Origin of the sequence: Klebsiella sp. ZJOU C1 (genome assembly GCF_035620215.1) — a bacterium.
Classification (GTDB): domain Bacteria; phylum Pseudomonadota; class Gammaproteobacteria; order Enterobacterales; family Enterobacteriaceae; genus Klebsiella; species Klebsiella variicola.
The window spans coordinates 5,316,215-5,341,062 of the sequence record NZ_CP141644.1; the positions used below are offsets into that span (position 1 = coordinate 5,316,215).

Sequence of the window (24,848 nt, forward strand, 5' to 3'; positions counted from 1 at the left end):
CACGGTGATGTGCATCTCACAGAATGGAAGACCATGAAATTTCTTGGAAAGCTGATTCTCTGGCTGCTAGTCGCTCTGCTGCTCGTCATTGTTGGCGCGTGGTTCCTGCTGCAAACCCACTGGGGCGCCCGCCAGACCAGCGCCTGGCTCAGCAATGGCACCGGCTGGCAGGTCTCCTTCGATGCGATGGAACACGATTTCTCCTCCCCTCTTCATGTGCAGTTGCAAAACGTCACCTTTGGCCGGGAAGGCAAGCCGGCCACCCTGGTGGCAAAAACGGTCGATATTGGCTTCAGCACCCGCCAGTTTAGCGATCCGCTGCATGCGGATGAGATAGTCCTTAACGACGGCACTCTGAATCTGTCACCCCACTCTGCCGACCTGCCGTTCGCTGCCGACCGGCTGATGTTGCGCAATATGGCTTTCAACAGCCCGGAAACCGGCTGGGCGCTCAGCGCGCAGCGCGTCACCGGCGGCGTCAGCCCATGGACGCCGGAAGCGGGCAATGTGCTGGGGAAAACGGCGCAGATCCAGATGAGTGCGGGCTCGATGACGCTCAATGGCGTCGAAGCCAGCAACGTTCTGATTCAGGGCAGGATTGATCAGGGCGAAGTGACCCTCTCCACCCTCGGCGCCGATGTCGCCCGCGGCACCTTAACCGGCAATGCGAAACGCAGCGCCGACGGCAGCTGGCTGGTGGATAACCTCCAGCTCAATGAGATTCGACTGCAGAGCCCCGCCTCGCTGGCCGACTTTTTCGCGCCGTTAACCACGGTCCCCTCTCTGCAGATTGGCCGCCTGGATATCACCGACGCCCGCCTGCAGGGGCCGGACTGGGCGGTAACCGACCTCGACCTGAGCCTGCGCAACCTGACGCTCAGCCACGGCGGCTGGCAGAGCCAGGACGGCACGCTGTCGATGAACGCCAGCGAATTTATCTACGGCTCGCTGCACTTCTTCGACCCGATTCTGAATGCTGAATTCTCTCCCCAGGGCATTGCGCTGCGCCAGTTTACCTCACGCTGGGAGGGCGGCATGGTGCGCACCTCCGGCAACTGGCTGCGCGCTGGTAACGCGCTGGTGCTCGACGACACCGCCTTCGCCGGACTGGAGTACACGCTGCCGGCGAACTGGAAACAGCTGTGGATGGAGCCAATGCCGGCCTGGCTGCAAAGCCTGACGCTGAAAAAATTCAGCGCCAGCCGTAACCTGATCATTGATGTGGACCCGGCCTTCCCGTGGCAAATTACCGCCCTCGATGGCTATGGCGGCGAGCTACAGCTGGTGAAAAACGGCAGCTGGGGAGTATGGAACGGCAGCGCGACGCTGAACGCCGCGGCGGCGACTTTTAACCGGATAGACGTGCGCCGCCCGTCACTCAAGCTGAGCGCGACGGCGTCGACGGTCAATATCACTGAGCTTAGCGCCTTCACCGAGCGCGGCATTCTGCAGGCCACCGCAGCGGTATCGCAGCTACCCCAGCGCCAGGTTAATCTCAGCCTGAACGGCCGCGGCGTACCGCTGGGTATTCTGCAGGCCTGGGGCTGGCCTTCGCTTCCCATTAACGGGGACGGCAATCTCCAGCTGACCGCCAGCGGCAGCGTGCGGGCCGATGTCCCGCTCAAACCGACGGTTAACGGGCAGCTCAGCGCCGTGAATATGGAGAAACAGCAGGTGGCGCAAACGATGCGCAACGGCGAGGTCAGCCCCGCCCCCGCCGCGCCGCAGTAAAATCCCCCTTATCTGGCCCTCTCCTCACGGTGAGAGGGCATGCTTTCCGACAAACTCCGCTCTGGCCACTCCCTCTCCCTTTCAGGGAGGGGGTTAGGGTGCGAGTCCTGAAACCTGTGTGCAATACGCGGCTATCTGTACCTATTTAGCGCAACTGGTTCCTTTCAAATATCAGAATTGCTATAACCAAATTACTGGAAGTCGATAAAAAACCGCTCCCTGTACCTACAAAAATATAAAAGGATCAATCATGCCTGAAATACGTCAGCGTATTCTGGAGAATATGCAAAAATTCTCCCGGGCCATGATCGGCGCCGTATTGTTCTTGCCGGTCATTGGCTTAATTCTGGCCCTCAGTTCAGTATTAACTAATCCGACATTAATTGCTGAAACCAGTTTCTTACATCAGCTTGGGCAAATGCTCGGCGACACCTTTTGGCCCTTATTTGGCAACCTCGGCTTATTATTTTGCGTCGGCATTAGCTATGGCCTGGCAAAGGATAAAAAAACCGAAGTCGCGCTGGTTGCAGTGATGTGCTTCATTATGTTTCTTGGTGCCAACCACTCCTGGCTGGAACACACCCACGGACTCGCCGAAAAAATTAACGGTGAATATTATGGCACCGGGCAAACCCAGCTGCTGGGCTTTGTGGTGGTGGATATGGGCGTTTTCCTGGGCATTATTCTCGGCTGCACGATTGCGTGGGTGCACAATAAAGTCTCTGCCATTGAGCTGCCTGGCGCGCTGTCGATGTACGGCGGCGCCAAGCTGACGCTGGTGGCGATGACGCCGGTGGTTATCTTCTACGCCATCGCCTTTACCTGGATTTGGCCCTTTATGACCCACGGCATCTCCGCGCTCACCGGTTTTATGAAAAATGCCGGGGTCGCCGGGGTCTTCGTCTATGGTTTCTTTGAAAAATTCCTTATCCCCACCGGCCTGCACCATTTCGTCTGGTCCCCCTTCCAGCTCACCCAGATTGGCGGCACCCTGCACGTGGACGGTCAGGTGGTCTCCGGGACCCAGGCCATTTTCCTCGCCTATATGCGCCACCCCGACCTGACGCCGGTCATGAACGACGCATTACGTTTTTCGCAGCAAGGGATGACCACTATCTTTGGCCTGGCGGGCGCCTCGCTGGCGTTCTACCACACCGCGAAACCGGAGAAGAAAGTGATGGCGAAGGCGATCCTGCTGCCGGCGATCATCACCTCGATGCTGACCGGTATCACCGAACCGATCGAGTTCACCTTCTTGTTTGTCTCGCCGCTGCTGTGGGTGATCCACGCGACGTTAACCGCCGCCTCGCAGGCCATTTGCGACATTTTCACCGTACGTCCCTGGGGAGCATCGGGCCTGATCGAGTTTCTGATCTATAACCTGCCGCTGCCGGTCTCCTTAACGCGCTGGCCGGGCTATGTCCTTATTGGTATCGGCCAGTTCGCCGTTTACTACGTGATTTTCCGCACCCTGGTGGTGAAGCTGAATCTGAAAACGCCGGGCCGGGAAGATGACGAGAACGTGAAGCTTTACAGCAAAGCAGAGTACCGCCAGAAAGTCTCGCAACCGCAGTCGGTCACCGATGACATTATCCGCGGCCTCGGGGGCAAGGAGAATATTCTCTCCGTCGATAATTGTTTTACTCGTCTGCGCGTGGCCGTGCGCGATATGGCGCGGGTTGATGACGCGCAATTAAAAAATACCGGCGCCAACGGCGTCGTACGAAATCGTAATGAAGTTCAGGTTATTTATGGCGTCAAAGTGGGACAGGTACGTTCCCGGGTTGATAACTGGTTAGCAGAAAATTAATGAGGAGTTTGTATGAAATTAACCGTATTAGGCGGGGGCGGCGTTCGCTCTGCATTTTTAGCGAAATCTCTGGCCTATAACGCTCACCGCATTGGTTTAACAGAAGTGGTTTTTCTCGATAACTCTGCTGATAATCTGGCGATATTTGGCGAAATTGCCCGCTATGTATTTAATACTATTCGCCCGGATATTCAGTTTAGTACCACTACCGACCCGATCGCAGCGCTGCAGGATGCCAACTATATCATTACCACCCTGCGGGTTGGCGGTGACGAAAGCCGTATTCGCGACGAACGCATTGCGCTTCAGCATAACACCCTCGGCCAGGAGACCACCGGCGCCGGCGGTTTCGCGATGGCCATGCGTTCGATCCCGGCGATCCTTCGCTATTGCCGGCTGATCGAAGAACATGCCGCCGAAGACGCCATTCTGTTTAACTTTACCAACCCGTCAGGCCTGGTGACGGAAGCGATCATCAAGTCCGGTTTTAAGCGCCGGGTCTATGGGATCTGCGATGCTCCCTCCGAGCTGATTCGTGAACTGCCGGCGATCCTTGGTTGTGAAGAACGCGACCTCAGCGTGGAATGCTATGGGCTGAACCATTTCTCATGGTTTACCCACTTCACCGTACGCGGGGAAGAGGTAACCGAACGGCTGATCGCCAGCCCGGAACTGTACCAGAAGACGGCGATACAGTACTTCTCCCCGGAGCTGGTGCGGCTTTGCGATAATCAGCTCCTCAATGAATATCTCTATTATTACTACTATCGAGAGGTGGCGCTGAAGGCGATTCAGGAAGCCGGCGAGACGCGCGGAGAGCAGATCGCCCGTATCAATCAGGAGATGCGCGAAGCGCTGCGCACTGTGGATGCCAGAACGCAACCGGAAGCCGCTTTCACCATCTGGATGCAGCATTACCTGCGCCGGGAAAACAGCTATATGCAGAATGAGTCGCAGCAGGAAAAATTCCACACCCGCGAACCGCTGACGCTGCGCCAGTTTATCGAAGAGCCGGACACCGGCGGCTATGCCGGGGTGGCGCTGGATATCCTGGAAGCGGTGAACAGCACCACCACCAAGCGTATCGTGGTATCGATCCAGAATCACGACACGCTCGACTTTTTGCGCCCTGACGACGTGATCGAGATCAGCTGCGACCTGAGCCGGGATGGCCTCAAGCCGGTGACGCCGGTGAAGGTGCCGACGGCGCAGAAGAATATGATTTCCTGCGTGAAGGAGTATGAGCGGCTGGCGGTGGCGGCAATCCTGCAGCAGGATAAATCGCTGGCGGTGCGGGCGCTGATGGCGCACCCGCTGATCGGTTCCTATTCGCTGGCGAAAACCCTGGTCGAAGCCTATCTCGACGATGAGCAATTCGCCGCCTGGCAGTAACCCGCATTGCCGATGGGATTCCCCCCCGCTCGCGCTGCGCTTAGCGGGGCTACGAACGGAGCGGTTTGTGTTTTATGTAGGCCGGGTCAGGCGTAAGCCGCCTCCCGGCAAAATAGCCGTCTCACCCGGTAGCCCGGATAAGGCGCCAGCCGCCATCCGGGAACTCCCCCGCTCGCGCTGCGCTTAGCGGGGCTACGAACGGAGCGGTTTGTATTTGATGTAGGCCGGGTCAGGCGTAAGCCGACACCCGGCAAAATTGCCGTATCACCCGGTAGCCCGGATAAGGCGCCAGCCGCCATCCGGGAGCTCCCCCCGCCCGCACCGCGCTTAGCGGGGCTACGAACGGAGCGGTTTGTGTTTTATGTAGGCCGGGTCAGGCGTAAGCCGCCTCCCGGCAAAATTGCCGCATCACCCGGTAGCCCGGATAAGGCGCCAGCCGCCATCCGGGAACTCCCCCCGCTCGCGTCGCGCTTAGCGGGGGCTAACTATTACTACGTAGGCTGGTAAACCACATCTTCAACAGTCGCTCAAAGCCTAAGATGCAGTAGCCGAAAAACGGGTTGCTCCAGTAAATATCATCGTCGAACTTCTGCGGGTCGTGAATAATAAACGCCGTATCCGCAGCCTGCGCCAGCGGGCTTTGATAGTCGCCGGTAAAGCAGACCAGATTAATCTCCTTCCCCTCCAGGGCCTTCACCCAGTTAAGCGCCGAGCTGCTGCGCCCGGATTTAGAAACGATCCAGATGGAGTCGAAGCGGGCGGCGTTTTTCTGTTCGAGGATTTCATAATCGGGCCACAGCGCCAGGCTGGCATTCACGCCGGTGACGAGGAACTTGTTGTAAATATACTGGGCGATTAGCTGCGAAAAGCCGCTGCCGTGGATCAGGATGCGCTGCTGTTTAAGGCTTGCCAGCAGCGGCGTCAGCGCTTCTTCCGGCTGAACGCTCATGTAGTCGATATCGTTGGTGACATCGAGCTTCGGCATGGTGATATTGAACTTGATGAAATAGACCAGCTCCAGCCAGCCGCTGAACTTCAGTTTCTTCGCCAGCCGGACCAGCGAAGAGGGGTTGCTGTAGCACTGTTCGGCCACAGCGCGGACTCCCTGGCGGATACACTGCTCCGGGTCGTTCTGAATAAAGCGCAGCACGGTCATTTCCGTTTTGCTTAGCTTCACGTCACGAAAGATATTTTCTAAGTCCATGGCGGGCTCCTCTCAACGGCAGAATACGCTAACACCGTTCGGCGACAGCGTCTGCGGCCTGAGTCACCACTATGAAATGAACGTTACTTTTTGTACAAAAATGAAATAAAAAAACCCTCGCCGCTGGCGGAGAGGGTTGCAGCCGTTAAGATGGTGTTTTACAGGGTAATCGTCAGCGTATTGCCCTCGGCGCTCACTACCATACCCCATTCGCTGCCGGCCTGAGTCCCGCCCTGCACGCCCGCGACCTGCGGGATATTGCGCAGGCACAACGTCCAGCCGCGGGCCTCGCCTTCGCCGCTCACGGCGATGGTGTTGCCCTGGCGCCTGGCCTTCAGGGTGAAAATCGTCGAGCCGTCTGCCGCCGGAACGTCACAACGTGCCTCGCGTCCATCCTCGAGGTGGAACAGCTGGAAGGCGGTGCCCTCATGCCAGGCATAATCGGGTTTCTGGTCATTGTTGCCCAGCGCCAGCAGGGTGTTGTCACGAACGTAGACCGGCAGGCTAAGCGCATCGTGATGCTGCTTATGCCAGCGGCTACCCGGCAATTCATCGTTATGCCACAGATGCGTCCAGTGCCCTTCCGGCAGATAAAACTGCACTTCGCCGGCCTCGGAGAACACCGGCGCCACCAGGACCGAATCGCCCAGCATATACTGGCGGTCGAGATAGTCGCAGGCCGGATCGTCCGGAAACTCGAGCATCATCGCGCGCAGCATCGGCGTGCCGCACTCGTTGGCCAGCGCCGCCTGACGATAGAGATACGGCATCATGCGGCATTTCAGCTGCGTGAAGTGGCGCACCACGTCGCAGGACTCGTCATCGTAGGCCCATGGCACCCGATAGGATTTGCTGCCGTGCAGCCGGCTGTGGCTGGAGAGCAGGCCGAAGGCGCACCAGCGCTTGTAGACGTGGGCCGGCGCGGTGTTTTCGAAACCGCCGATATCGTGACTCCAGAAACCAAAGCCGGACATGCCGATCGACAGCCCGCCGCGCAGGCTTTCCGCCATCGATTCGTAGTTGGCGTAGCAGTCGCCGCCCCAGTGCACCGGGAACTGCTGCGCGCCCACCGAGGCGGAACGGGCGAACAGCACCGCCTCCTGCTCGCCGACGGTCTCTTTCAGCACCTTCCACACCAGCTCGTTATAGATGAAGGCGTAGTGGTTGTGCATTTTCTGCGGGTCGGAACCGTCAAACCACTGGACGTCGGTCGGGATACGCTCGCCGAAGTCGGTCTTGAAGCAATCGACCCCCATCGCCACCAGGCCTTTTAGTTTGTCAGCGTACCACTGGCAGGCTTCCGGGTTGGTGAAGTCATAAATCGCCAGCCCCGGCTGCCACTTATCCCACTGCCACAGCGAACCGTCCGGGCGCTTCAGCAGGTAGCCCTTCTCTTTCAGCTCCTTGAACACCGGCGAGCGCTGGCCGATGTACGGGTTGATCCACACGCAGACCTTCAGCCCTTTCGCCTTCAGGCGTTTGATCATCCCTTCCGGGTCCGGGAAAGTTAGCGGATCCCATTCAAAATCGCACCACTGGAAGGCCTTCATCCAGAAGCAGTCGAAGTGGAAGACGTGCAGCGGCAGATGGCGCTCAGCCATGCCGTCGATAAAGCTATTTACCGTCGCTTCGTCATAGTTGGTGGTGAACGAGGTCGTCAGCCACAGACCGAACGACCATGCCGGCGGCAGCGCCGGGCGGCCGGTGAACTGCGTATAGCGGTTAAGCACCGCTTTCGGCGTCGGGCCGTCGATCACGAAGTACTCAAGGTATTCGCCTTCAACGCTGAACTGGACTTTAGAGACCTTCTCCGAGCCCACCTCGAAGGAGACGCGCTGCGGATGGTTGACCAGCACGCCGTAGCCGTGGTTGGTCAGATAGAAGGGGATATTTTTGTAGGATTGCTCGGTGCTGGTACCGCCGTCTTCGTTCCAGGTTTCTACCGTCTGGCCGTTGCGCACCAGCGCGGTAAAGCGCTCGCCGAGGCCGTAGACGGTTTCGCCGACGCCGAGGTCGAGGCGCTCAAACATGTAGTTGCGCTGGGTCTTACTATCCTGCACGTAGCCGTTGTTTTTCAACTGGCTACCGGTGATGCGCACGCCGTCGCGCAGAAAATCCAGCGCCCAGAATTCACCTTTAGTGACGCGCACGCTGAGGTTGCCGCTTTTCAGCTCGGCGAACCCGGCCGTATTTTCTATTTCGACATGGATGTCTTTCTGCACGTTCAGCGGATAGTGCGGGCCGTTATCCAGCGCGCCCTGGAAGTGCGCCATGCGCACGCCGATTATCCCTTCCTGAGGCGAGAAAAAGCGCAGGGTGAACAATGGCGTATCCAGCTGCCAGGCACGTTCGCGAACATCGCGCGGCGCGGCATAGACCACCATTTCATTCCCCTGCTGTTCCACCTCGTAAACCTGTACGGGTTGGATCAGGTTGAGCCCTGGTTGAATGAGCCAGTTTCCATCACTGATTTTCATTAAAACGTCCTCTTAGTTTTGCCATTCTTTATCGATCGGGGCGGCGATGAAATCTTGTTCGTTGCGACGCGCGCCCTCGGCCAGCTCGGCCATCATTTTTTTCAGGAACGGCGTTTTCAGCGTGTAGTAGCGTTTGGCGATCACCGCGCTCAGCAGGTAGCACACCGCCGGAACGAGGGTGAACAAGGCGATAATGATGGTGAGGGTGGCGCTGTTCTGGGTTTTAGCGGCGGCGTCATAGCCGCCGCCGGCCAGCATCCAGCCGATCAGCGCGCCGCCCAGCGCCAGCCCTAACTTGAGCACAAACAGGGTGCCGGCGAAGCTAATGCCGGTCAGGCGTTTGCCGTTACACCATTCGCCGTAGTCGACGGTGTCGGACATCATCACCCACTGGATTGGCGTCACCAGCTGGTGCAGTACGCCAATGATGAAGATAAAGACGAACATGGTGATTTCGGCGTCCATCGGTACGAAGAACATCGCCACGCTGAGCACCGCCAGGAGGGCGTTGGTCCACCAGAAGACGCTGACTTTGCATTTCCAGTCGGTCAGCGGTTTCGCCAGCGCCGAGCCAATCAGGTTGCCGACGCAGTAGGTGGTGAGGAAGACGGTGAACAGCGCCGCCGAGCCCATGATCCAGGTGGTGTAGTACATCATCGCGCCGCCGCGAACGCAGACCGCGAGGATATTGAGGATGGTGAGCACGCCAACCACCCGCCACTGGTCATTGCGCCAGATATCGCGCAAGTCTTCACGCATCGAAGTGCTGCTCGGCGGCGCTTCGACACGCTCTTTAGTGGTGAAAAAACAGAAGGCCAGCATCAGGAAGGCGACCACCGACAGCACCGCGATGCCGCCCTGGAAGCCGAGCGCTTTATCTTCGCCGCCGATAAAGTTGACCAGCGGCATCATCAGCACGGTGGAGAGCATGCCCCCCGCCGTCGCCAGCACGAAGCGCCAGGACTGCAGCGAAATGCGCTGCGTGGGGTTGTCGGTGATCACGCCGCCCAGCGCGCAGTAGGGGATATTCACCACGGTGTAGAGCAGGGTCAGCAGCGTGTAGGTCACGGCGGCGTAGATCAGCTTGCCGTTGTGGCTTAAATCCGGCGAGCTGTAGGCCAGCACGCAGACGAGGCCGAACGGGATAGCGCCGAAGAGGATCCACGGGCGGAACTTACCCCAGCGGCTACGGGTGCGGTCGGCAAGCAGGCCCATGCACGGGTCGGAAATCGCGTCCAGCGCGCGCGCCAGCAGGAACATGGTGCCGACAAAGCCGGCGGGGATACCGAAAATATCAGTGTAGAAAAACATCATGTACAACATGACGTTATCAAAAATAATGTGGCTGGCGGCATCACCCATGCCGTAACCAATTTTCTCTTTGACGGACAAAATGTGATCTTTCATATGCGCACTATTCCCTTAGCGGCACCGCGGATTGGTACCGGTTACGATTTTTGTAAACCTTTGCCGCAGTAAGATGAATTGCGATATCTCGTTATCAGATTACGTTTCTTGTTTTCTGTGATCGTGGTAGGGAATCAGGGAGTGAAAAAGTGTAACTCACGGATTTTGTGAGGATTTGTCCAGGACTGTTCTGTAAAGTCCAGTTTTAACAGTAAAAAAGTGCGTTTAGGTATGTGGTAAACGGCTGAAAGTAGCTATAATGCGCCCCGCCTCCATGTAGCAATCGAGGCGCGGAAGATCGTCATCTCCGGTGAGGTGGCTGGACTTCAAATCCAGTTGGGGCCGCCAGCGGTCCCGGGCAGGTTCAACTCCTGTGATCTTCCGCCAGTTTGCCTCTGCTCCCCCAAAGCCACGCCATACCAACCTGAGCACCCCCAAACTCATCATCCCAGCCAATCATTTTCATCCAAACCCTGCGTTATTTTGTCTCTCGCAAACCCGTTACACTGGCGCGGTGGCCGCGTGCCGTTGCCAACCGAAACAGGAGAGCCATAATGACCCCCGAACTCAGACACTGTTTTTCCATTACCATCCAGGTTGATAAACCGATAATTGTCTCCCGCAGCCCGCAGACCGGTAAGCGCCAGCTGATCCCGATTATCGGCGGCAGCGTCTCGGGTCAACTTCGCGGCCACGTGCTGCCCGGCGGCGTCGACAGCCAGATAATCGAACCCAACGGCACCTGCAGGCTGTCCGCCCGCTATGCCCTGCAGGTGGCGGAAGGCACGGTCTATGTGGAAAACAATGGCATCCGCCGGGTGCCGGCCCAGTATCATGACCAGCTATTCGCCGACGATATGCGCTTTTTTAGCGATATTCCGCCAGAAGCCATCTATTTTCGCACCGTGCCCACCTTTGAGGTGGATGCTCCCGCGCTCAGCTGGCTAACCACCTCGCTGTTTATCTGCGCCGGTGGCCGGACCCAGGATGGGGTAATGCTCGATTTCTATCAGGTGGGCTGATTTTCACTTTCTGCATATAACTGTTATTGCCGTTAGCCCATTTTTCCCCTCCCGGCAGCGGTCTACTATCGCGTCATCTTTTCATTCACCCGAATCACAGACCGGAGCAGTTATGAAAGCTATCGCCATTACTCAAGCCGCCGCTGACGGCAACAACATCCCTTCTTTAACTGAGATCGACCTGCCGGTCCCCACCGCCCACGGGCGTGACCTGCTGGTCGCCGTGAAAGCCATCTCGGTCAACCCGGTGGACACCAAAGTGCGCGCCGGCTTCCAGGGCGACACACCGCGGGTGCTGGGCTGGGACGCCGTTGGCGTGGTGCAGTCCGTCGGTGAGGAGGTGACGTTGTTCGCCCCGGGTGATGAGGTCTGGTACGCCGGCGCGCTGGGCCGGGCCGGCAGCAACAGTGAATATCAGCTGGTGGACGAGCGCCTGGTGGCGCACAAACCGCGCACCCTCGATAACGCCGCTGCCGCCGCGCTGCCGTTGACGGCGATCACCGCCTGGGAGCTGCTGTTTCACCGTCTCGGCGTTAAGGAAGGCGGCAATGCGGGCGACACGCTGCTGATCGTCGGCGCGGCGGGCGGCGTGGGGTCAATCCTGACCCAGCTGGCCAGCAAACTGACCACCATGACGGTGATCGGCACCGCCTCGCGTCCGGAGAGCCAGCAGTGGGTCCGCGAGGCGGGCGCGCACCATGTGATCGATCACAGCAAGCCGCTCGCCAACGAGCTGGCGCGCATTGGCATCAGCGCGGTGACCCATGTCGCCAGCCTGACCAACACCGAGCAGCACTTCAACGCGCTGATCGACGCCCTCGCCCCGCAGGGCAAGCTGGCGCTGATTGATGACCCGGAGACCCTCGACGTGGTGCCGCTGAAAGCGAAAAGCCTGTCCCTGCACTGGGAATTTATGTTCACCCGTTCAATGTTTGAGACGGATGATATGATCGCCCAGCATCAGTTGCTCACCCGCGTGGCGGCGCTGATCGACAGCCACACGATCAAAACCACCCTCGGCGAACACTACGGCGCCATCACCGCCGCTAATCTGCAGAAAGCGCATCGCCAGCTGGAAACCGGGCGTGCCGTCGGCAAGATTGTGCTCGAGGGGTTTTAAGATGATATCGCTTATCGCCGTGCTCAAGGCGAAACCGGGCCAGACGGACGCCCTGCGCCAGGCCCTGCAGGCGCTGCTCCTGCCGACAAGACAGGAGCCGGGCAATCTCGACTACGCCCTGTTTCAGCTGCGCGACGCGCCGGACACCTTCTACATGCGCGAGGCGTGGCAGGGACAGGACGCCCTCGATGCGCATGTCGCGATGCCCTATTTTCAGGCGTTTATGACGCAGATGGAGTCCCTGCTGGCTGAGCCGCTGCGGCTGGACTACCTGACGGCGATTGAGCCTTAGCAGGTTCGATTCACGAGGGGTGGGAAAATCACGCCCCTCCGCCGCACGGGCTTAAAAGTGGGCGGGAAGCGGGTGAGCAATGGTCCTCAGCACACCGCGATGGATCGTAATATAATCACCTTTACGCAGCTCCGACAGAATCGACATAATGCGGCTACGCGACAAGTTGGTACGGCGCTGAATAAAGCTCAGGACGTTGATTTGGCGACGATATGCCTCCGGATAGTCCGCCAGCTCTGTTAGCAGGGTTCGCACCATCAGGTAAGAATCCACCCCCATCATCTCCTGCGAACGCATGCTCAACACCATCAGCCGCTGCGCCAGAACATGGGCCATCTCCTGCCACAAGTTTTGCGCATTGAGGATCTCGACCGCGGCCTGATGCGCTATCCAGTGTCCGCGCAAATCTGTCTCAGCAAACAGAGAGCAGTGGTGTTTTTCCGGAATACCGTTAAAGACGCCGTAACCATCGATTAATCCCAATAGCGAAGGGGAAAATATCGTTGATATCACCATGTTGTTTTCCGCATGGCATAGCGAGGCAATCCCCTCTTCGAGCAGAATTAATCCGGATTCAGCCTGGATCGGCGGAAAACGATAATAGGTCGATCGCGGCAGCGCAAAGGGTGAGCTGGCGGGCAGGAACGCAGATAACAGGGATTCCACCGCGAATAACGGCTTTGTCTGTCTTCCGTAATAAAAAGACGGTAACGCCTGGTCGGTAGAGAGGCTGGCTGCAGGTATCGACATGGTTTTATGCCATCGGTCAGGTTGAAAAAGTGATTCGTTGAGAATCATAGTATCAACAGGTGAAATAACGAATAAAAGACAAGACGTTACGGGGATAAAAAGAGTGTAAGCATCATTATCTGCAATAACTATTTATCTTTATTCTACAGGAATAAATAATACTATTTGCCGTAAATACCTATAAGGCTTAGCGGCGATAAAGATAAGGCCACCTTATTATTTACTGCGCTGGCTAACGCCGCGCCTGAGGGTTTCTCAACCGCTTTCCCCCTCGCATCTCGGCCAGTCCAGGCTACGCTTATCGATGCCACTGACCACCCGCATTCCCCTCCCGTTCTATTGAGTCCATTCATCAAGAAGAGGTTTCGCTATGCTGATCAATGCTATTGGTACCTACTCCGCCAGCCAGCCGCTGGAATCAATGGCCATCACCCGCCGCGAGCCGGGGCCACAGGATGTACAGATCGCCATCGCTTACTGCGGCGTCTGCCACTCCGATCTCCACCAGGCGCGATCGGAATGGGCGGGAACGCACTATCCCTGCGTGCCGGGGCATGAAATTGTGGGTCGGGTGACCGCGGTCGGCAACGCCGTCTCGCGCTACGCCGTCGGCGATCTGGTGGGCGTCGGCTGTATGGTCGATAGCTGTCAACAGTGCGAAGAGTGCGCTGAGGGGCTGGAAAACTACTGCGACCATATGGTGCTGACCTATAACGGGCCGACCCAGGACGCGCCGGGCCACACTCTGGGCGGCTATTCCCAGCAGATCGTGGTCAAAGAACACTACGTGCTGCGGATAACCCATCCCGAAGCGCAGCTGGCCGCCGTCGCGCCGCTGCTGTGCGCCGGGATCACGACATACTCGCCGCTGCGCCACTGGCACGTCGGGCCGGGTAAAAAAGTCGGCGTCGTCGGCATCGGCGGCCTCGGGCATATGGGGATCAAGTTGGCCCACGCCATGGGGGCCCACGTGGTGGCCTTTACCACCTCGGAATCCAAGCGTAATGCGGCCAGAGCGCTGGGCGCCGATGACGTAGTGGTGTCGCGCAATGAAGACGAAATGGCGGCCCACGTCAAAAGCTTCGATTTTATCCTCAACACCGTGGCGGCGCCGCACAATCTCGATGCCTTCACCACGCTGCTGAAACGTGATGGCACCATGACCCTCGTGGGCGCTCCGGCCACGCCGCATCCATCGCCGGAAGTGTTCAATCTGATCTTCCGCCGCCGGTCAATTGCCGGCTCGATGATCGGCGGTATCCCGGAAACCCAGGAGATGCTCGACTTCTGCGCCGAATACGGCATCGTCGCCGATATCGAGCTGATCCGCGGCGATGAGATCAACGAAGCCTGGGAAAGAATGGTCAAGGGTGACGTGAAATACCGCTTCGTGATCGACAGTGCGACCCTCGCCGGCTAAGCGCCGCGACGAAAGGTGCGCCGCCATTCCGTCGGGCTGACGCCAAAGCGCGCTTTAAACTGCTGGCGCCAGGTGACCGCTGAAAGATAGCCCACCGCCTCCGCCACCTGCTCGACCGGCAGATCGCCCGCCTCAAGCAGACTCTGGCTGCGGCGCAGACGTTCGGCGGTCAGCCAGTCGGTAATGCTCATCCCGGTCGCCCTGGCGAAGTGGCGGGTCAGGGTACGGCGGCTCATCGCCACCACCCGGGCCAGCGAATCGAGACTGTGCGGCTCGGCAATATGCTGCTGCAGATAATCCAGCAGGCAGTTGATTCGCGCATCGCGGGTGTTTTTCGGCACCGGCTGGGCGATAAACTGCGCCTGGCCGCCTTCGCGGTGCGGCGAAACAATCATCCGCCGGGCGATCTGGTTGGCCGCGAGGCTGCCGAAACGCTGGCGGATGAGGTACAGGCAACAGTCCAGCGCCGCCGCGGTGCCCGCCGAGGTGATCACCCGCTGGTCATCGACATACAGGGCATTGATATCCAGCTGCACCTGCGGAAACAGGCGCTGGAAATCCTGCTCGAACTCCCAGTGGGTCGCCGCTCGCCTGCCGTCCAGCAGCCCGGCGTAGCCGAGGACAAACGCGCCGAGACACAGGCCGACAATCTCCGCGCCGTTATCCCGCGCCCGCACCAGGCTATCAAGCAGCGCCTGCGGCGGACGCCGATCGACCTCGCCCCAGTAAGGCACCACCACGATATCCGCCTGTTCCAGCGCGGCGAAATCGCCGGTGGCGTACAGCGCAAAACCATCGCGGGCGCGCAGCAGCCCCGGCCGCTCGGCGCAAATGTGCAGATTAAAGCGTTTGATTTCAGAGACCGAATCGCCAAACAGCATGCAGGGGACGGCGTAGTGAAACGGGCTAAAGCCCTCTACAGCGACAATCGCCACGTCGGTGAGTTTCATCGTCCTTTCCCCTTGCGCATGTTAATAAACCACGGTTTCCCCATCCTGCGGGATACTCACCACATCGGCAATCTGATTATCCACCACATACTGGCGCATCTCTTCCCGGCTCACCAGACAGTGGTTGACCGCCTCGAGGTGGATAGCCATGATTTTCGCTTCCGGCAGGGCGAAGTGCACGTTCAGGAGATCTTCCTTGCCCATGATTATCGGGCCAAAGCCGATGACGTGGGCGTAGCCGGCGTTGAGGACCACCACGTCCGGGCGCAGCTTCAGCAGGTCGGCTGCAATGTCATCACGCCAGATGGTATCCCCCATCAGCCACAGCGTCTTCTCCTGCGGATGGCGAAACACCACGCCGCAGGCTTCTCCCAGGCGCTCAGCCATCGCCGGCACCGCGTAGGTACGGTCGCTGCCGTGTTGGCCGGAGGTGGTTTTCTGCAGGCGCACGCCGGCAAATTCGCTGTCTGCCGACAGCAGGCGCAGATCCTGAAATCCCTGGCTGCGCAGCAGCGCGGCGTCGGCCTCATGCTGGACGAACACCGGCAGGGTTTTCGGGATCGCGGCGATCGCCGCCGCGTCCCAGTGATCGTCATGGGTATGGGTGACGATCACCGCATCAACGTCGATAATTTTATCGCGGGAAAACGGCAGCTCAACCAGCGGATTGCGCAGCTCGCTGCGCGCAGTGCCAGGAAAACCTGGCCAGGCGCCCTTGTCAGCCAGCATCGGGTCGATGAGAAATCTTTTCCCGGCGTAGTCAATCCTCTGGGTCGCATTACGGATGTGGGTGATGTTCATGTTGGTGTTCCTCAGTGGGGTCATCTGACGAACATCGTACTGAGTACTAGCCTGGCTCAACAGGGGCATTTGGACAATGATCGATGAAATCGGGCCAACCTGCGGCAGTTGCCATCCGCCTCCGGCTATGTTGTTCTTAAGGCTCAATTTTTGACAGGAGTGGCACGATGAAAAAGAAACTGACCGCCGCCGATATGCACGACCCGCAGGTCATCGCCGAAACGCCGTGGTTCAGCATGCGTAAGGTGGGGATTGATGTCGCCTCCGGCGAGCGCCGCGACTTTTATTCCATTCATTACCCGCGCCCGGCGGTGGGGATTGTGGCTATCCAGGATGAGAAAGTACTGCTGATTCGCCACTACCGCTATCTGATCGATCAGGTGGTGTGGGCGATTCCCTCTGGCGGCGTCGATGAAGGGGAAGATCCGGCGGTCGCCGCGCTGCGCGAGCTGCGGGAAGAGACCGGCTGGCAGGCGCAACGCGTCGAGGAGATCATTCGCTTCAACCCCTCCTACGGCAGCAGCGATCAGCTGTTTATTACCTGGCTGGCTACCGGTTTACGCTGGGTGGGAATGGATGCAGATCAGGATGAGGTGATGGAGACCGGCTGGTTTACCTTCGAGGAGATAAACCAGCTGATCGCCCGCGGCGAAATGCCGGACGGGCTGTCGCTGGTGCCGCTGCTGCAGCTGATGGCGCAGCGGCGAAGCGGCCCGCTTACGGCTTAAGCATCCGCCAGCGGAACCACAGCTGGGCCACCAGGATCAGCACGCCGCCGATAATCTTCTGTAGCGGCAGCTGTTCGCCGTACCACAGCGCGGCGGCAATGACCGTCAGCAGCGGTTCGAGCACCATGATGATCGCCGCGCTGGCCACCGCCGCGTACTTTTGCCCCTTCATCTGCAGACCGAAGCGCAGGCTGGTGGCGATGACAATGCTGGCCACCAGCCAGCCGAGAGTCGGCAGGGTCATCGGCTGGTCCCAGCGTTCAACGGCAGCGGAGATGGTCAACCCGACGATACCGGTGATCGCCAGCTGCACGGTGGTCAGGGGGATCAGCGGTACTTCACGCGCGCAGCGGCTGGTGTAACAGAACCAGATCGACTGCACCAGCGCCGTCAGCAAAAACCAGCCCTGGCTGGGGTGGAAGGCTATCGGCATATGCAGACTGAGCAGCCCCAGGCCTACCACCGCGATCGGCAGGCACTCCCACCAGGCGCGAGGCGGGCGCACCTTCATCATCACCCACGCGGTCAGCGGGACGAACATCATCGACAGGCTCATGATAAACGCCCCTTCGCCGAGCGACGCCGTCGTGGAGACCGAATAGATCCACAGGCAGAGGTTGAGCGCAAACCAGAGTCCGCTGATGATGAGTTTTGGCCAGTGCTGCTTTTGCGGGCGAAAACCGCGGCAGAACGGCAGCAGAAGCAGCGCGGCGAAGAAAAAGCGCAGCCCAAGGAACGCGAATACCGGCATGCCGGCGATCGCCTCGCGGGAAAAAATCCAGCCGCAGGCGGCAATCACCGTCGCGGCAATCAGCAGCAGGTCAGCCTGCCGTTGGCGTACCATACGCGCCTCTCCCTGTGTGTAGGCTTACCAGCCCGGCACCGCGCCGCCGTTGAAGATAGTCTCTGCCGCCTTCGCCACCTCCGGCGACTGGTACGACTGCATAAACTCCTTCACGTTTTCCGCGTCTTTATTGTCTTCCCGGGTCACGATGATGTTCACGTAGGGCGAGTTTTTATCTTCGATAAAGATGCCGTCACGAACCGGCGACAGCCCGGTTTGCTGCAGGTAGGTGGTGCTGATGATAGCCACGTCGACTTTGGGATCGTCGAGCACGCGCGGCAGTTGCGCCCCTTCCAGCTCCATAATTTTCAGGTTACGCGGGTTATCGGTGATATCCACCGCCGTCGGCAGCAGGCCGGTCCCGGCTTTTAAGGTAATCAGCTTCTCTTTTTGCAGCAGCAGTAGCGCCCGCCCGAGATTGGTCGGATCGTTGGGGATAGCGATCGTCGCGCCGTCTTTCAGTTCGGCGACTGACTTGATCTTGCGCGAATAGCCGGCCATCGGGAAGACGAAGGTATTGCCGACCGCCACCAGATGATAGTTATGCGCTTTGTTGTCCTGCTCAAGGAAAGGCCGATGCTGGAAGACGTTGGCGTCCAGATCGCCGGCGTTGGTCGATTCGTTAGGCAGCAGCGAGCCGCTGAATCCCACCAGTTCGACGTCCAGACCGTACTTCTCTTTGGCCACCTTCTTCGCCACTTCCGCCACATCCTGCTCGGCGCCGTTAATCACACCGACCTTTATGTGTTTTGCGTCATTACCCTTTTGGTCGCAGCCGACCAGCGCCAGACCCGCCAGCATCACTGCGGCGGCGGCCCGTAAACGTAATCTCATCCTCTTCACCCTGTCTGTCCTGACTGTCATTGTTTTTTTCGTGCAAAACTATAGCGACTTTCGGGTCGGGTAATAAACAGCAAACCACGCAACTGGAAATAAAATCATCTTCGCGAAACGCGAGGCGCTAGCCCCGTCGCCACTCACCCGGCGTCACGCCATAGCGCATTTTGAAGCGCTTCGAGAAGGACGCCAGCGACTGAAAGCCGCAGCGTTCGGCAATGACCTCGAGGTTGGTCTGACGCTCCAGGCGCAGCAGCCGGGCGGCCAGCGCCATTCGCAGCTGCGACAGCCACGCCTGCGGCGTCAGGTGATAGACGCGGGCAAAATGACGGGCAAAGGTGGCCCGCGAAAGAAAGGCACGGGCGGCCATGGTTTCCAGCGTCCACGGCTGCTCCGGGGTCGCCATCACCGCCAGCACCGCCGGCATCAGGCGTTCATCGCTCATCAGACGCAGCAGTCCGCCGGGCGGCTGTTGCTCGCCAAGCAGCATGCGCAGCAGGAGCACCAGCAGCGTATCGCCGAGGCTACGCACGATAGCGCTGCCGCCGGGACGCTGCGCCAGGCTCTCGCGCACCAGTATATTAAGCAGCGCGTCCAGCTCCGGGCAGTCTTCACGCGCATCGGTATGGAGATGGATCAGCGTCGATGCTTCACTGAACAGCCAGCTGACGTGCGGACCAAAATAGAATTCGCCGCACAGCATCTCCAGCGCCCCCTCCGCCGGGCCGGCGCGCATTTCCGTCACCGTGCCGTTAAACCGGTGCGCTACCGGCAGCACCTGGCCCCACTCCACCAGGCTCTCCATCAGATGCGGCGAACCGTGCGGCAGGAGGACCACATCTCCCGCGCGCAGGTGATGAGTCTGGCCGCCGACGTTGAGCCGCCCCTCGCCGCGCAGCACCACGTGCCAGGGCACCACGCCGCTGCGCATTTGCTGGTGCCCGGCCTGCCAGCGGCCGCCGAAGCGACAGTGCAGGTTCACTTCGCAGCGCGGCGCCAGCAGCGCCAGCAGATGACTGAGACTGTCCATGCTTCTCCTGAGACGATAAGACAAAAAGGTGAGACGAAGACCGCCAGTCTAGCATGCGGCAAGCGCCTAAGATGACCCCATTGCCAACACACCCTCGATAACAACAGGAGTTAACCATGAGCCGTTTAGCAGATATCCGTGAACAAGACGCCACCGGCAAAGCCGCCGATATTTTCGCCGGGATCAAAAAAGCGATGGGCAAAGTGCCGAACGCCTATCTCACCATCGGCGGCCACTCGCCGGCGGCGCTGCAGCAGGCGCTGGCGCACAATGCGATGCTCCATAAAGGCAGCCTCAGCGCCCAACAGCTGGAAGCGATTAACCTGTCGGTCAGCGAAGCCACCGGCTGTGACTACTGTCTGGCCGCGCATACCCTGATGGCGAAAAAAGCCGGCTTCAGCAGCGAACAAATCCACGCCCTGCGCCGCGGGGAGTATGCGGAAGAGGCGCAGCTTGATGCGCTGGTGAAATTCGCGCAGACCCTGGTGACCACCACCGGTACGCTGCCGGAAGCCGACGTCGCCGCGCTGCGCAACGCCGGTTTTAGCGACCAGCAGGTGATTGAGATTATCAGCGCCATCAGCGCCATCCTGTTCACCAACATGGTGAACCGGGTTAACGACACGGTGGTCGACTTCCCGAAAGCCGATTAATCCGTTGCGCCGCGCCGGTTTTACAGCCCCAGATCGCTGAGCCCCGGATGATCGTCCGGGCGGCGCCCCTGGGGCCAGTGGAACAGGCGCTCGCTTTCGGCGATCGGCAGGTCGTTGATGCAGGCGTAGCGCGTCTGCATCAGTCCGTGCTTATCAAACTCCCAGTTCTCATTGCCATACGAGCGAAACCAGTTGCCGCTGTCGTCGCACCACTCATAGGCGAAGCGCACGGCAATGCGATTCTCCTGCCATGCCCACAGCTCCTTAATCAGCCGGTATTGCTGCTCCTTGCGCCATTTTCGCTGCAGGAACTCAACAATTTGCCCCCTGCCGTGGACAAATTCGCTGCGGTTGCGCCATTCGCTATCGACGGTGTAGGCCAGAGCGACTTTTTCGGCATCGCGACTGTTCCAGCCATCTTCCGCGGCGCGGACCTTCTGGATAGCGCTGTCGCGGGTAAACGGCGGTAACGGGGGACGTTGCTCATTCATCAGGAGTCTCCTTTTGAGGCTAATTGCTGCTGCAGGCGCTGATTCTCCTGCTCCAGGTCATGAATACGTTGCTGCAGGTTCTGGCTGTACTCCGCCACCTGCTGCGCGCTGTAGCGCGGCGTAATGTGCTGCGGGCAGTTCCAGTCAAACGCCTGCAAATGAAAAAGAAAAAGACGTTCAATGCGGGCGCGATAGTTGGCCGGCGCCACCTGCGCCAGCAGCTGCGGATGGTCCTCTGCCGCCAGGACTTCGACGGTGGCGTAGATTTTCAGCCTGGCACGGCGCGGATAATCCATCAAAAACAGGCAGGCCCGGTCGCTGCCGCGCAGATTGCCGGTAGTGATGTACTGGCGGTTACCGCCGAAATCGGCCATCGCCAGGGTGGTGTCATCCAGCAGATGCAGAAACCCCACCGGGCCGCCGCGATGCTGCATGTAGGGCCAGCCGCTCTGCGACACCGTCGCCAGATAAAAGCTGTCGCGGGTGGCGATCATCCCCGCTTCGCTGTCGCCGAAGCGGTCGGCCTGGCGGCGACTGTGCGGCGTTTGCCACAGCGAGTCGCTGCCCATTTCATGCTGCACATCCATCACGTCCGGGGTGATGGCGATATCGAGAAAGGTTGCTGCCATAGCGCCTCCTGTTGTCTGGCGCCATCATGGACTGTACTGTGAAGAATGATAATACGGGTAAAATGGCAATCATCTTTCCGAAAAACGGGAGAATAATGGATCGATTAAGCGCGATGGCGCTGCTGGTGAAAGTGACCGAGCTGGGGAGCATGTCGGCGGCGGCGCGGGCGCTGAATATGCCGTTGACCACCGTCAGCCGCCATATTGGTGAACTGGAGAGCGCGCTGGGCGTGCGCCTGCTGGCGCGAACCACCCGCAAACTGACGCTCACCGACGCCGGGGTCGATTATGTTGCCGCCGCGCAGCGGATCCTTGAGGAGGTGGAAAACGCCGAACGCCAGGCGACGGGCGAATATCAGGAGCCAAAGGGTGAGCTGGTGATCTCCGCGCCGACGATGTTTGGACGCCAGCACGTTCTTCCGGTAATCAGTGAATTTATCGCCCGCTACCCGCTAATTCGCGTCCGTTTGCTGCTCAGCGATCGCAATGCCGACCTGGTGAGCGACCATGTCGATCTGGCGGTGCGGATTGGCGACCTGGCGGACAGCAGCATGGTGGCCACCCGCCTCGGCACCATGCGGATTGTGGCCTGCGCCCATCCGGCGCTGCTGGCGAAATACGGCGAGCCGCAGCGGCCACGCGATCTGGCGGCGCTGCCGATCATCCGCATTGAATCGCCGATGCCCTATCGCGGCTGGCGCTTTCGCGCCGCTGAGCGCGAGGACCAGCTGATTAACCTGCCGCCGGTGCTATCCGTCACCACGCCAGAGAGCGCCGCCGATGCCGCGCGGCTGGGGGTGGGGGTGGCCCGCTTACTGCATTATCAGGCGCTGGATGGCCTGCGCCACGGGGAGCTCCGTCTGCTGCTGGAAAACGTCGAGCCGGATCCGGCGCCGGTCCATTTGCTGTATACCGCGCGGGATCTGGCGCCGCTTAAGCTGCGGAAATTTATCGATTTTGCCGCGCCGGCGCTGCGTCAGGCACTGCTGCGCATCGCCGGGGCCGCTTAATGCGTCGCGGTCTTCAGCGGTGCCTCCTTTAACAGCCATGAGAGGACAAACGCCACCGCCATAATGCCGGCCGCCATCAGAAACGCCGCGTGGATCGCCGCGCCGAAGGCGTCGAGGTAGTCGAGGCGGATATCCGCGGGCAGGTGCTGGACCGCCACCGGATTCATTCCCGGCGGCAGCACCGCGCCTTCCGGCAGCAGTTGTTGCAGGTTGCTCTGCAGCACGTGCGTGAACACCGCGCCAAACAGCGCCACGCCGATCGAGCCACCAATCGAGCGGAACAGGGTCACGCCGGAGGTGGCGACGCCGTACATCTGCGCTGGCATCGCGTTCTGCACCGCCAGCACCAGCACCTGCATCACCAGCCCCAGACCCGCTCCCAGCACGCCGGTAAACAGGTACAGCTGCCATAGCGGCGAGTGAATGGTGATGCGGGTCAGCAGTACCATGCCGGTCACGCCGAGCAGGGTGCCGAGGATCGGAAACAGGCGATATTTACCGGTACGGCTGATAATCCGCCCGCTGATAATCGAGGTCAGCAGCAGGCCGCCCATCAGGGGGATCAGCTGCAGCCCGGCCTCGGTGGGCGTCGCCTCCTTCACCACCTGCAGATAGAGCGGCAGGAAAGTGACTGACCCGAACAGCGACATGCCGATGACGAAGCCAATCAGGCTGCACAGCAGGAAGCTGCGGTTGCGGAACAGCGCCAGCGGAATAATCGGTTCGATGGCGATCCGCTCTTCGTACATAAAGCCGATGATCCCCACGATGCCGAAGGCCAGAATGCACCACAGCTGCGGGTCATTCCACGCATGGACGCTGCCCCCTTCCGAGGTAAACAGGATGATGCACAGCAGCGCCATGCTGAGATAAATCGCCCCCAGCCAGTCAATCTGATGCTGGCTGCGTTTATTGCTGCTGTGGAATACCGCGCCGATCACCAGCAGCGCGAACATGCCGAGCGGCAGGTTGATATAGAAGATCCAGCGCCAGGAGGCGTGCTGCACCAGAAAACCGCCGATCAGCGGGCCGATCACCGTCGCCAGGCCGAAAACGCCGCCGAACAGCCCCTGATAGCGGCCGCGGTTGGCGGGCGGGATGACGTCGGCGACCGCCGCCATGCTGATCACCATCAGGCCGCCGCCGCCGAGCCCCTGCAGGCCGCGCATCAGCACCAGTTGGGTCATATTCTGCGCCAGCCCGCAGAGCGCGGAGCCGACGAGAAACAGCCCAATCGCCACCTGCAGCACGATTTTGCGGCCGAACAGATCGCCAAATTTACCGTACAGCGGCACCGCGATGGTGGAGCTGAGGATATAGGCCGTGACCACCCAGGAAAGCTTGTCCAGCCCGCCCAGTTCGCCGACAATCGTCGGCAGCGCGGTGGAGACAATGGTCTGATCCAGCGCTGAAAGCAGCATCACCAGCAGCAATGCGCTGAACAGCAGGCGTATCGACTGCACCGGTGGGTTAGCGACTTGAGAAGTCATTGCAATGCTCGCTTGAAATTAATTAAATGCATAATTAATATTTAGTGAAAGAATGAGTCGGGTCAAGAGATCGCCTTATCATGACAGCACAAAAGGATCAGGATGCTCCCCGCCGCCCGGGTCGGCCGCGCGGTAAAAAACCGGGTACCGCCAACCGCGAACAGTTGATGGACATCGCCCTGACGCTGTTTGCCCGCGACGGGGCGGGCCGCGTATCGTTGAACGCCATCGCCAAAGAGGCCGGGGTGACGCCGGCGATGCTGCATTACTACTTCAGCTCGCGGGATGCGCTGGTGACTCAGCTGATTGAGGAGCGCTTTATGCCGCTGCGCAATCACATCAGCCGCATCTTTGTCGATCATCCACAGGACCCGGTGCTGGCGCTGACGATGATGGTCGAAACGCTGGGGCATATGGCGGAGAAAAACGCCTGGTTCGCGCCGCTGTGGATGCAGGAGATCATCGGCGAGATGCCGATTCTGCGCCAGCATATGGATGCCCGCTTCGGCGAGGAGCGTTTTCAGGTGATGCTGGAGACGGTGCGTCGCTGGCAGCAGGAGGGGAAAATTAACCCGGCGCTGGCGCCGGAACTGCTGTTTACCACGGTGATTAGCCTGGTGCTGGTGCCATTTTCACGCATTCACAGCGATCCGCGTTTACAGGCGGTCAACCGTCAGACCATCGTCAGCCACGCGCTGGCGTTAATGGGCCACGGCGTTGGAGGTTAAGGCGTGGTTTTGACGCTTTTGTAGTCCGGATA

Annotated in this window: 23 protein-coding genes and 1 tRNA gene; 12 read left to right on the plus strand and 12 right to left on the minus strand. The window is 59.7% G+C overall.

Features of this window, described 5'->3' with window-relative positions:
• Positions 1-33 precede the first annotated feature (33 nt).
• The 3 genes from SPE70_RS25515 to SPE70_RS25525 all read left to right on the plus strand — a co-directional run bounded on the left by SPE70_RS25515 (position 34) and on the right by SPE70_RS25525 (position 4,933).
• On the plus strand, positions 34-1,731 hold the full coding sequence (locus tag SPE70_RS25515; protein WP_064170605.1) for an AsmA family protein: 1,698 nt from the start codon (positions 34-36) through the stop codon (positions 1,729-1,731).
• A gap of 250 nt (positions 1,732-1,981) precedes the next feature.
• Complete coding sequence (locus tag SPE70_RS25520; protein ID WP_023298351.1) at positions 1,982-3,541, plus strand: PTS transporter subunit EIIC; 1,560 nt, start codon at positions 1,982-1,984, stop codon at positions 3,539-3,541.
• 12 nt (positions 3,542-3,553) lie between these two features.
• Positions 3,554-4,933, plus strand: a complete 1,380-nt coding sequence (locus SPE70_RS25525) for a family 4 glycosyl hydrolase (RefSeq protein WP_064170606.1) — start codon at positions 3,554-3,556, stop codon at positions 4,931-4,933.
• 481 nt (positions 4,934-5,414) lie between these two features.
• On the opposite strand, the gene SPE70_RS25530 is transcribed toward SPE70_RS25525, so the two are convergent.
• From SPE70_RS25530 to SPE70_RS25540, 3 genes are all read right to left on the minus strand, one after another.
• Positions 5,415-6,137, minus strand: a complete 723-nt coding sequence (locus SPE70_RS25530; RefSeq protein WP_012967042.1) for a MurR/RpiR family transcriptional regulator — start codon at positions 6,135-6,137, stop codon at positions 5,415-5,417.
• A 158-nt stretch (positions 6,138-6,295) separates the two neighbouring features.
• Positions 6,296-8,614 carry an alpha-xylosidase gene (gene yicI / locus SPE70_RS25535; RefSeq protein ID WP_032736550.1) on the minus strand — a complete coding sequence of 773 codons (2,319 nt, stop codon included), beginning with the start codon at positions 8,612-8,614 and terminating at the stop codon, positions 6,296-6,298.
• A 12-nt stretch (positions 8,615-8,626) separates the two neighbouring features.
• Positions 8,627-10,021: a glycoside-pentoside-hexuronide family transporter gene (locus SPE70_RS25540; protein WP_023340842.1), complete on the minus strand. Its 1,395-nt coding sequence runs from the start codon at positions 10,019-10,021 to the stop codon at positions 8,627-8,629.
• 292 nt (positions 10,022-10,313) lie between these two features.
• On the opposite strand from SPE70_RS25540, the gene SPE70_RS25545 reads away from it, so the two are divergent.
• From SPE70_RS25545 to SPE70_RS25560, 4 genes are all read left to right on the plus strand, one after another.
• Positions 10,314-10,408, plus strand: a tRNA-Sec gene (locus SPE70_RS25545).
• A 167-nt stretch (positions 10,409-10,575) separates the two neighbouring features.
• Positions 10,576-11,043, plus strand: coding sequence for a DUF3237 domain-containing protein (locus tag SPE70_RS25550; protein ID WP_060876260.1), 468 nt, complete (start codon positions 10,576-10,578; stop codon positions 11,041-11,043).
• A gap of 112 nt (positions 11,044-11,155) precedes the next feature.
• Positions 11,156-12,163: a zinc-binding alcohol dehydrogenase family protein gene (locus tag SPE70_RS25555; RefSeq protein ID WP_023323393.1), complete on the plus strand. Its 1,008-nt coding sequence runs from the start codon at positions 11,156-11,158 to the stop codon at positions 12,161-12,163.
• 1 nt (position 12,164) lies between these two features.
• The gene (locus SPE70_RS25560; protein ID WP_008806799.1) at positions 12,165-12,455 is read left to right on the plus strand and encodes a putative quinol monooxygenase; all 291 of its coding nucleotides are present in this window, start codon (positions 12,165-12,167) and stop codon (positions 12,453-12,455) included.
• Positions 12,456-12,506: 51 nt separating this feature from the next.
• Here the strand turns inward: SPE70_RS25560 and SPE70_RS25565 are convergent, their stop codons facing one another.
• The gene (locus SPE70_RS25565; RefSeq protein WP_032731502.1) at positions 12,507-13,205 is read right to left on the minus strand and encodes a winged helix-turn-helix transcriptional regulator; all 699 of its coding nucleotides are present in this window, start codon (positions 13,203-13,205) and stop codon (positions 12,507-12,509) included.
• Positions 13,206-13,575: 370 nt separating this feature from the next.
• On the opposite strand from SPE70_RS25565, the gene SPE70_RS25570 reads away from it, so the two are divergent.
• On the plus strand, positions 13,576-14,625 hold the full coding sequence (locus SPE70_RS25570; protein ID WP_109849152.1) for an NAD(P)-dependent alcohol dehydrogenase: 1,050 nt from the start codon (positions 13,576-13,578) through the stop codon (positions 14,623-14,625).
• Here the strand turns inward: SPE70_RS25570 and SPE70_RS25575 are convergent.
• Complete coding sequence (locus SPE70_RS25575) at positions 14,622-15,575, minus strand: GlxA family transcriptional regulator (RefSeq protein ID WP_008806796.1); 954 nt, start codon at positions 15,573-15,575, stop codon at positions 14,622-14,624. The genes SPE70_RS25570 and SPE70_RS25575 overlap by 4 nt on opposite strands.
• 21 nt (positions 15,576-15,596) lie before the next feature.
• Positions 15,597-16,376, minus strand: a complete 780-nt coding sequence (locus tag SPE70_RS25580; protein ID WP_109849151.1) for an MBL fold metallo-hydrolase — start codon at positions 16,374-16,376, stop codon at positions 15,597-15,599.
• 167 nt (positions 16,377-16,543) lie between these two features.
• Between SPE70_RS25580 and SPE70_RS25585 the strand changes: the two genes are divergently transcribed.
• Positions 16,544-17,104, plus strand: a complete 561-nt coding sequence (locus tag SPE70_RS25585) for an NUDIX domain-containing protein (RefSeq protein ID WP_064166937.1) — start codon at positions 16,544-16,546, stop codon at positions 17,102-17,104.
• On the opposite strand, the gene SPE70_RS25590 is transcribed toward SPE70_RS25585, so the two are convergent.
• From SPE70_RS25590 to SPE70_RS25600, 3 genes are all read right to left on the minus strand, one after another.
• The gene (locus SPE70_RS25590) at positions 17,094-17,948 is read right to left on the minus strand and encodes a DMT family transporter (RefSeq protein ID WP_002922972.1); all 855 of its coding nucleotides are present in this window, start codon (positions 17,946-17,948) and stop codon (positions 17,094-17,096) included. The genes SPE70_RS25585 and SPE70_RS25590 overlap by 11 nt on opposite strands.
• A gap of 24 nt (positions 17,949-17,972) precedes the next feature.
• The gene (nlpA, locus tag SPE70_RS25595; RefSeq protein WP_136047378.1) at positions 17,973-18,782 is read right to left on the minus strand and encodes a lipoprotein NlpA; all 810 of its coding nucleotides are present in this window, start codon (positions 18,780-18,782) and stop codon (positions 17,973-17,975) included.
• A gap of 127 nt (positions 18,783-18,909) precedes the next feature.
• Positions 18,910-19,815 (minus strand): AraC family transcriptional regulator, encoded by a 906-nt coding sequence (locus SPE70_RS25600; RefSeq protein WP_008806791.1) that lies wholly within the window; start codon positions 19,813-19,815, stop codon positions 18,910-18,912.
• Between the two features lie 116 nt (positions 19,816-19,931).
• Between SPE70_RS25600 and SPE70_RS25605 the strand changes: the two genes are divergently transcribed.
• Positions 19,932-20,468 (plus strand): carboxymuconolactone decarboxylase family protein, encoded by a 537-nt coding sequence (locus SPE70_RS25605; RefSeq protein ID WP_004145017.1) that lies wholly within the window; start codon positions 19,932-19,934, stop codon positions 20,466-20,468.
• 20 nt (positions 20,469-20,488) lie between these two features.
• On the opposite strand, the gene SPE70_RS25610 is transcribed toward SPE70_RS25605, so the two are convergent.
• Entirely contained in the window at positions 20,489-20,959 is a 471-nt protein-coding gene (locus tag SPE70_RS25610) for a nuclear transport factor 2 family protein (RefSeq protein WP_016946126.1), read from the minus strand.
• Entirely contained in the window at positions 20,959-21,588 is a 630-nt protein-coding gene (locus tag SPE70_RS25615) for a pyridoxamine 5'-phosphate oxidase family protein (protein ID WP_016946127.1), read from the minus strand. Before SPE70_RS25615 ends, SPE70_RS25610 begins: the two co-directional genes overlap by 1 nt.
• A 38-nt stretch (positions 21,589-21,626) precedes the next feature.
• On the opposite strand from SPE70_RS25615, the gene SPE70_RS25620 reads away from it, so the two are divergent.
• On the plus strand, positions 21,627-22,598 hold the full coding sequence (locus tag SPE70_RS25620) for a LysR family transcriptional regulator (RefSeq protein WP_168443352.1): 972 nt from the start codon (positions 21,627-21,629) through the stop codon (positions 22,596-22,598).
• Here the strand turns inward: SPE70_RS25620 and SPE70_RS25625 are convergent.
• On the minus strand, positions 22,595-24,088 hold the full coding sequence (locus tag SPE70_RS25625) for an MDR family MFS transporter (RefSeq protein ID WP_136047377.1): 1,494 nt from the start codon (positions 24,086-24,088) through the stop codon (positions 22,595-22,597). The genes SPE70_RS25620 and SPE70_RS25625 overlap by 4 nt on opposite strands.
• 80 nt (positions 24,089-24,168) lie before the next feature.
• Here SPE70_RS25625 and SPE70_RS25630 point away from each other — a divergent pair, with 80 nt between their 5' ends.
• The gene (locus SPE70_RS25630; protein ID WP_019705075.1) at positions 24,169-24,816 is read left to right on the plus strand and encodes a TetR/AcrR family transcriptional regulator; all 648 of its coding nucleotides are present in this window, start codon (positions 24,169-24,171) and stop codon (positions 24,814-24,816) included.
• Positions 24,817-24,848 lie beyond the last annotated feature (32 nt).

Bases quoted from the DNA above. Each gene is read 5' to 3' on its own strand.
- SPE70_RS25630 (WP_019705075.1), top strand. From the start codon at position 24,169: ATGACAGCACAAAAGGATCAGGATGCTCCCCGCCGCCCGGGTCGGCCG.
- SPE70_RS25600 (WP_008806791.1), bottom strand. From the start codon at position 19,815: ATGGACAGTCTCAGTCATCTGCTGGCGCTGCTGGCGCCGCGCTGCGAA.
- SPE70_RS25615 (WP_016946127.1), bottom strand. From the start codon at position 21,588: ATGGCAGCAACCTTTCTCGATATCGCCATCACCCCGGACGTGATGGAT.
- nlpA (WP_136047378.1), bottom strand. From the start codon at position 18,782: ATGAGATTACGTTTACGGGCCGCCGCCGCAGTGATGCTGGCGGGTCTG.
- SPE70_RS25530 (WP_012967042.1), bottom strand. From the start codon at position 6,137: ATGGACTTAGAAAATATCTTTCGTGACGTGAAGCTAAGCAAAACGGAA.
- SPE70_RS25570 (WP_109849152.1), top strand. From the start codon at position 13,576: ATGCTGATCAATGCTATTGGTACCTACTCCGCCAGCCAGCCGCTGGAA.
- SPE70_RS25550 (WP_060876260.1), top strand. From the start codon at position 10,576: ATGACCCCCGAACTCAGACACTGTTTTTCCATTACCATCCAGGTTGAT.
- SPE70_RS25560 (WP_008806799.1), top strand. From the start codon at position 12,165: ATGATATCGCTTATCGCCGTGCTCAAGGCGAAACCGGGCCAGACGGAC.
- SPE70_RS25605 (WP_004145017.1), top strand. From the start codon at position 19,932: ATGAGCCGTTTAGCAGATATCCGTGAACAAGACGCCACCGGCAAAGCC.
- SPE70_RS25610 (WP_016946126.1), bottom strand. From the start codon at position 20,959: ATGAATGAGCAACGTCCCCCGTTACCGCCGTTTACCCGCGACAGCGCT.
- SPE70_RS25580 (WP_109849151.1), bottom strand. From the start codon at position 16,376: ATGAACATCACCCACATCCGTAATGCGACCCAGAGGATTGACTACGCC.
- SPE70_RS25515 (WP_064170605.1), top strand. From the start codon at position 34: ATGAAATTTCTTGGAAAGCTGATTCTCTGGCTGCTAGTCGCTCTGCTG.
- SPE70_RS25625 (WP_136047377.1), bottom strand. From the start codon at position 24,088: ATGACTTCTCAAGTCGCTAACCCACCGGTGCAGTCGATACGCCTGCTG.
- SPE70_RS25525 (WP_064170606.1), top strand. From the start codon at position 3,554: ATGAAATTAACCGTATTAGGCGGGGGCGGCGTTCGCTCTGCATTTTTA.
- SPE70_RS25565 (WP_032731502.1), bottom strand. From the start codon at position 13,205: ATGTCGATACCTGCAGCCAGCCTCTCTACCGACCAGGCGTTACCGTCT.
- SPE70_RS25520 (WP_023298351.1), top strand. From the start codon at position 1,982: ATGCCTGAAATACGTCAGCGTATTCTGGAGAATATGCAAAAATTCTCC.
- SPE70_RS25540 (WP_023340842.1), bottom strand. From the start codon at position 10,021: ATGAAAGATCACATTTTGTCCGTCAAAGAGAAAATTGGTTACGGCATG.
- SPE70_RS25590 (WP_002922972.1), bottom strand. From the start codon at position 17,948: ATGGTACGCCAACGGCAGGCTGACCTGCTGCTGATTGCCGCGACGGTG.
- SPE70_RS25555 (WP_023323393.1), top strand. From the start codon at position 11,156: ATGAAAGCTATCGCCATTACTCAAGCCGCCGCTGACGGCAACAACATC.
- yicI (WP_032736550.1), bottom strand. From the start codon at position 8,614: ATGAAAATCAGTGATGGAAACTGGCTCATTCAACCAGGGCTCAACCTG.
- SPE70_RS25575 (WP_008806796.1), bottom strand. From the start codon at position 15,575: ATGAAACTCACCGACGTGGCGATTGTCGCTGTAGAGGGCTTTAGCCCG.
- SPE70_RS25585 (WP_064166937.1), top strand. From the start codon at position 16,544: ATGAAAAAGAAACTGACCGCCGCCGATATGCACGACCCGCAGGTCATC.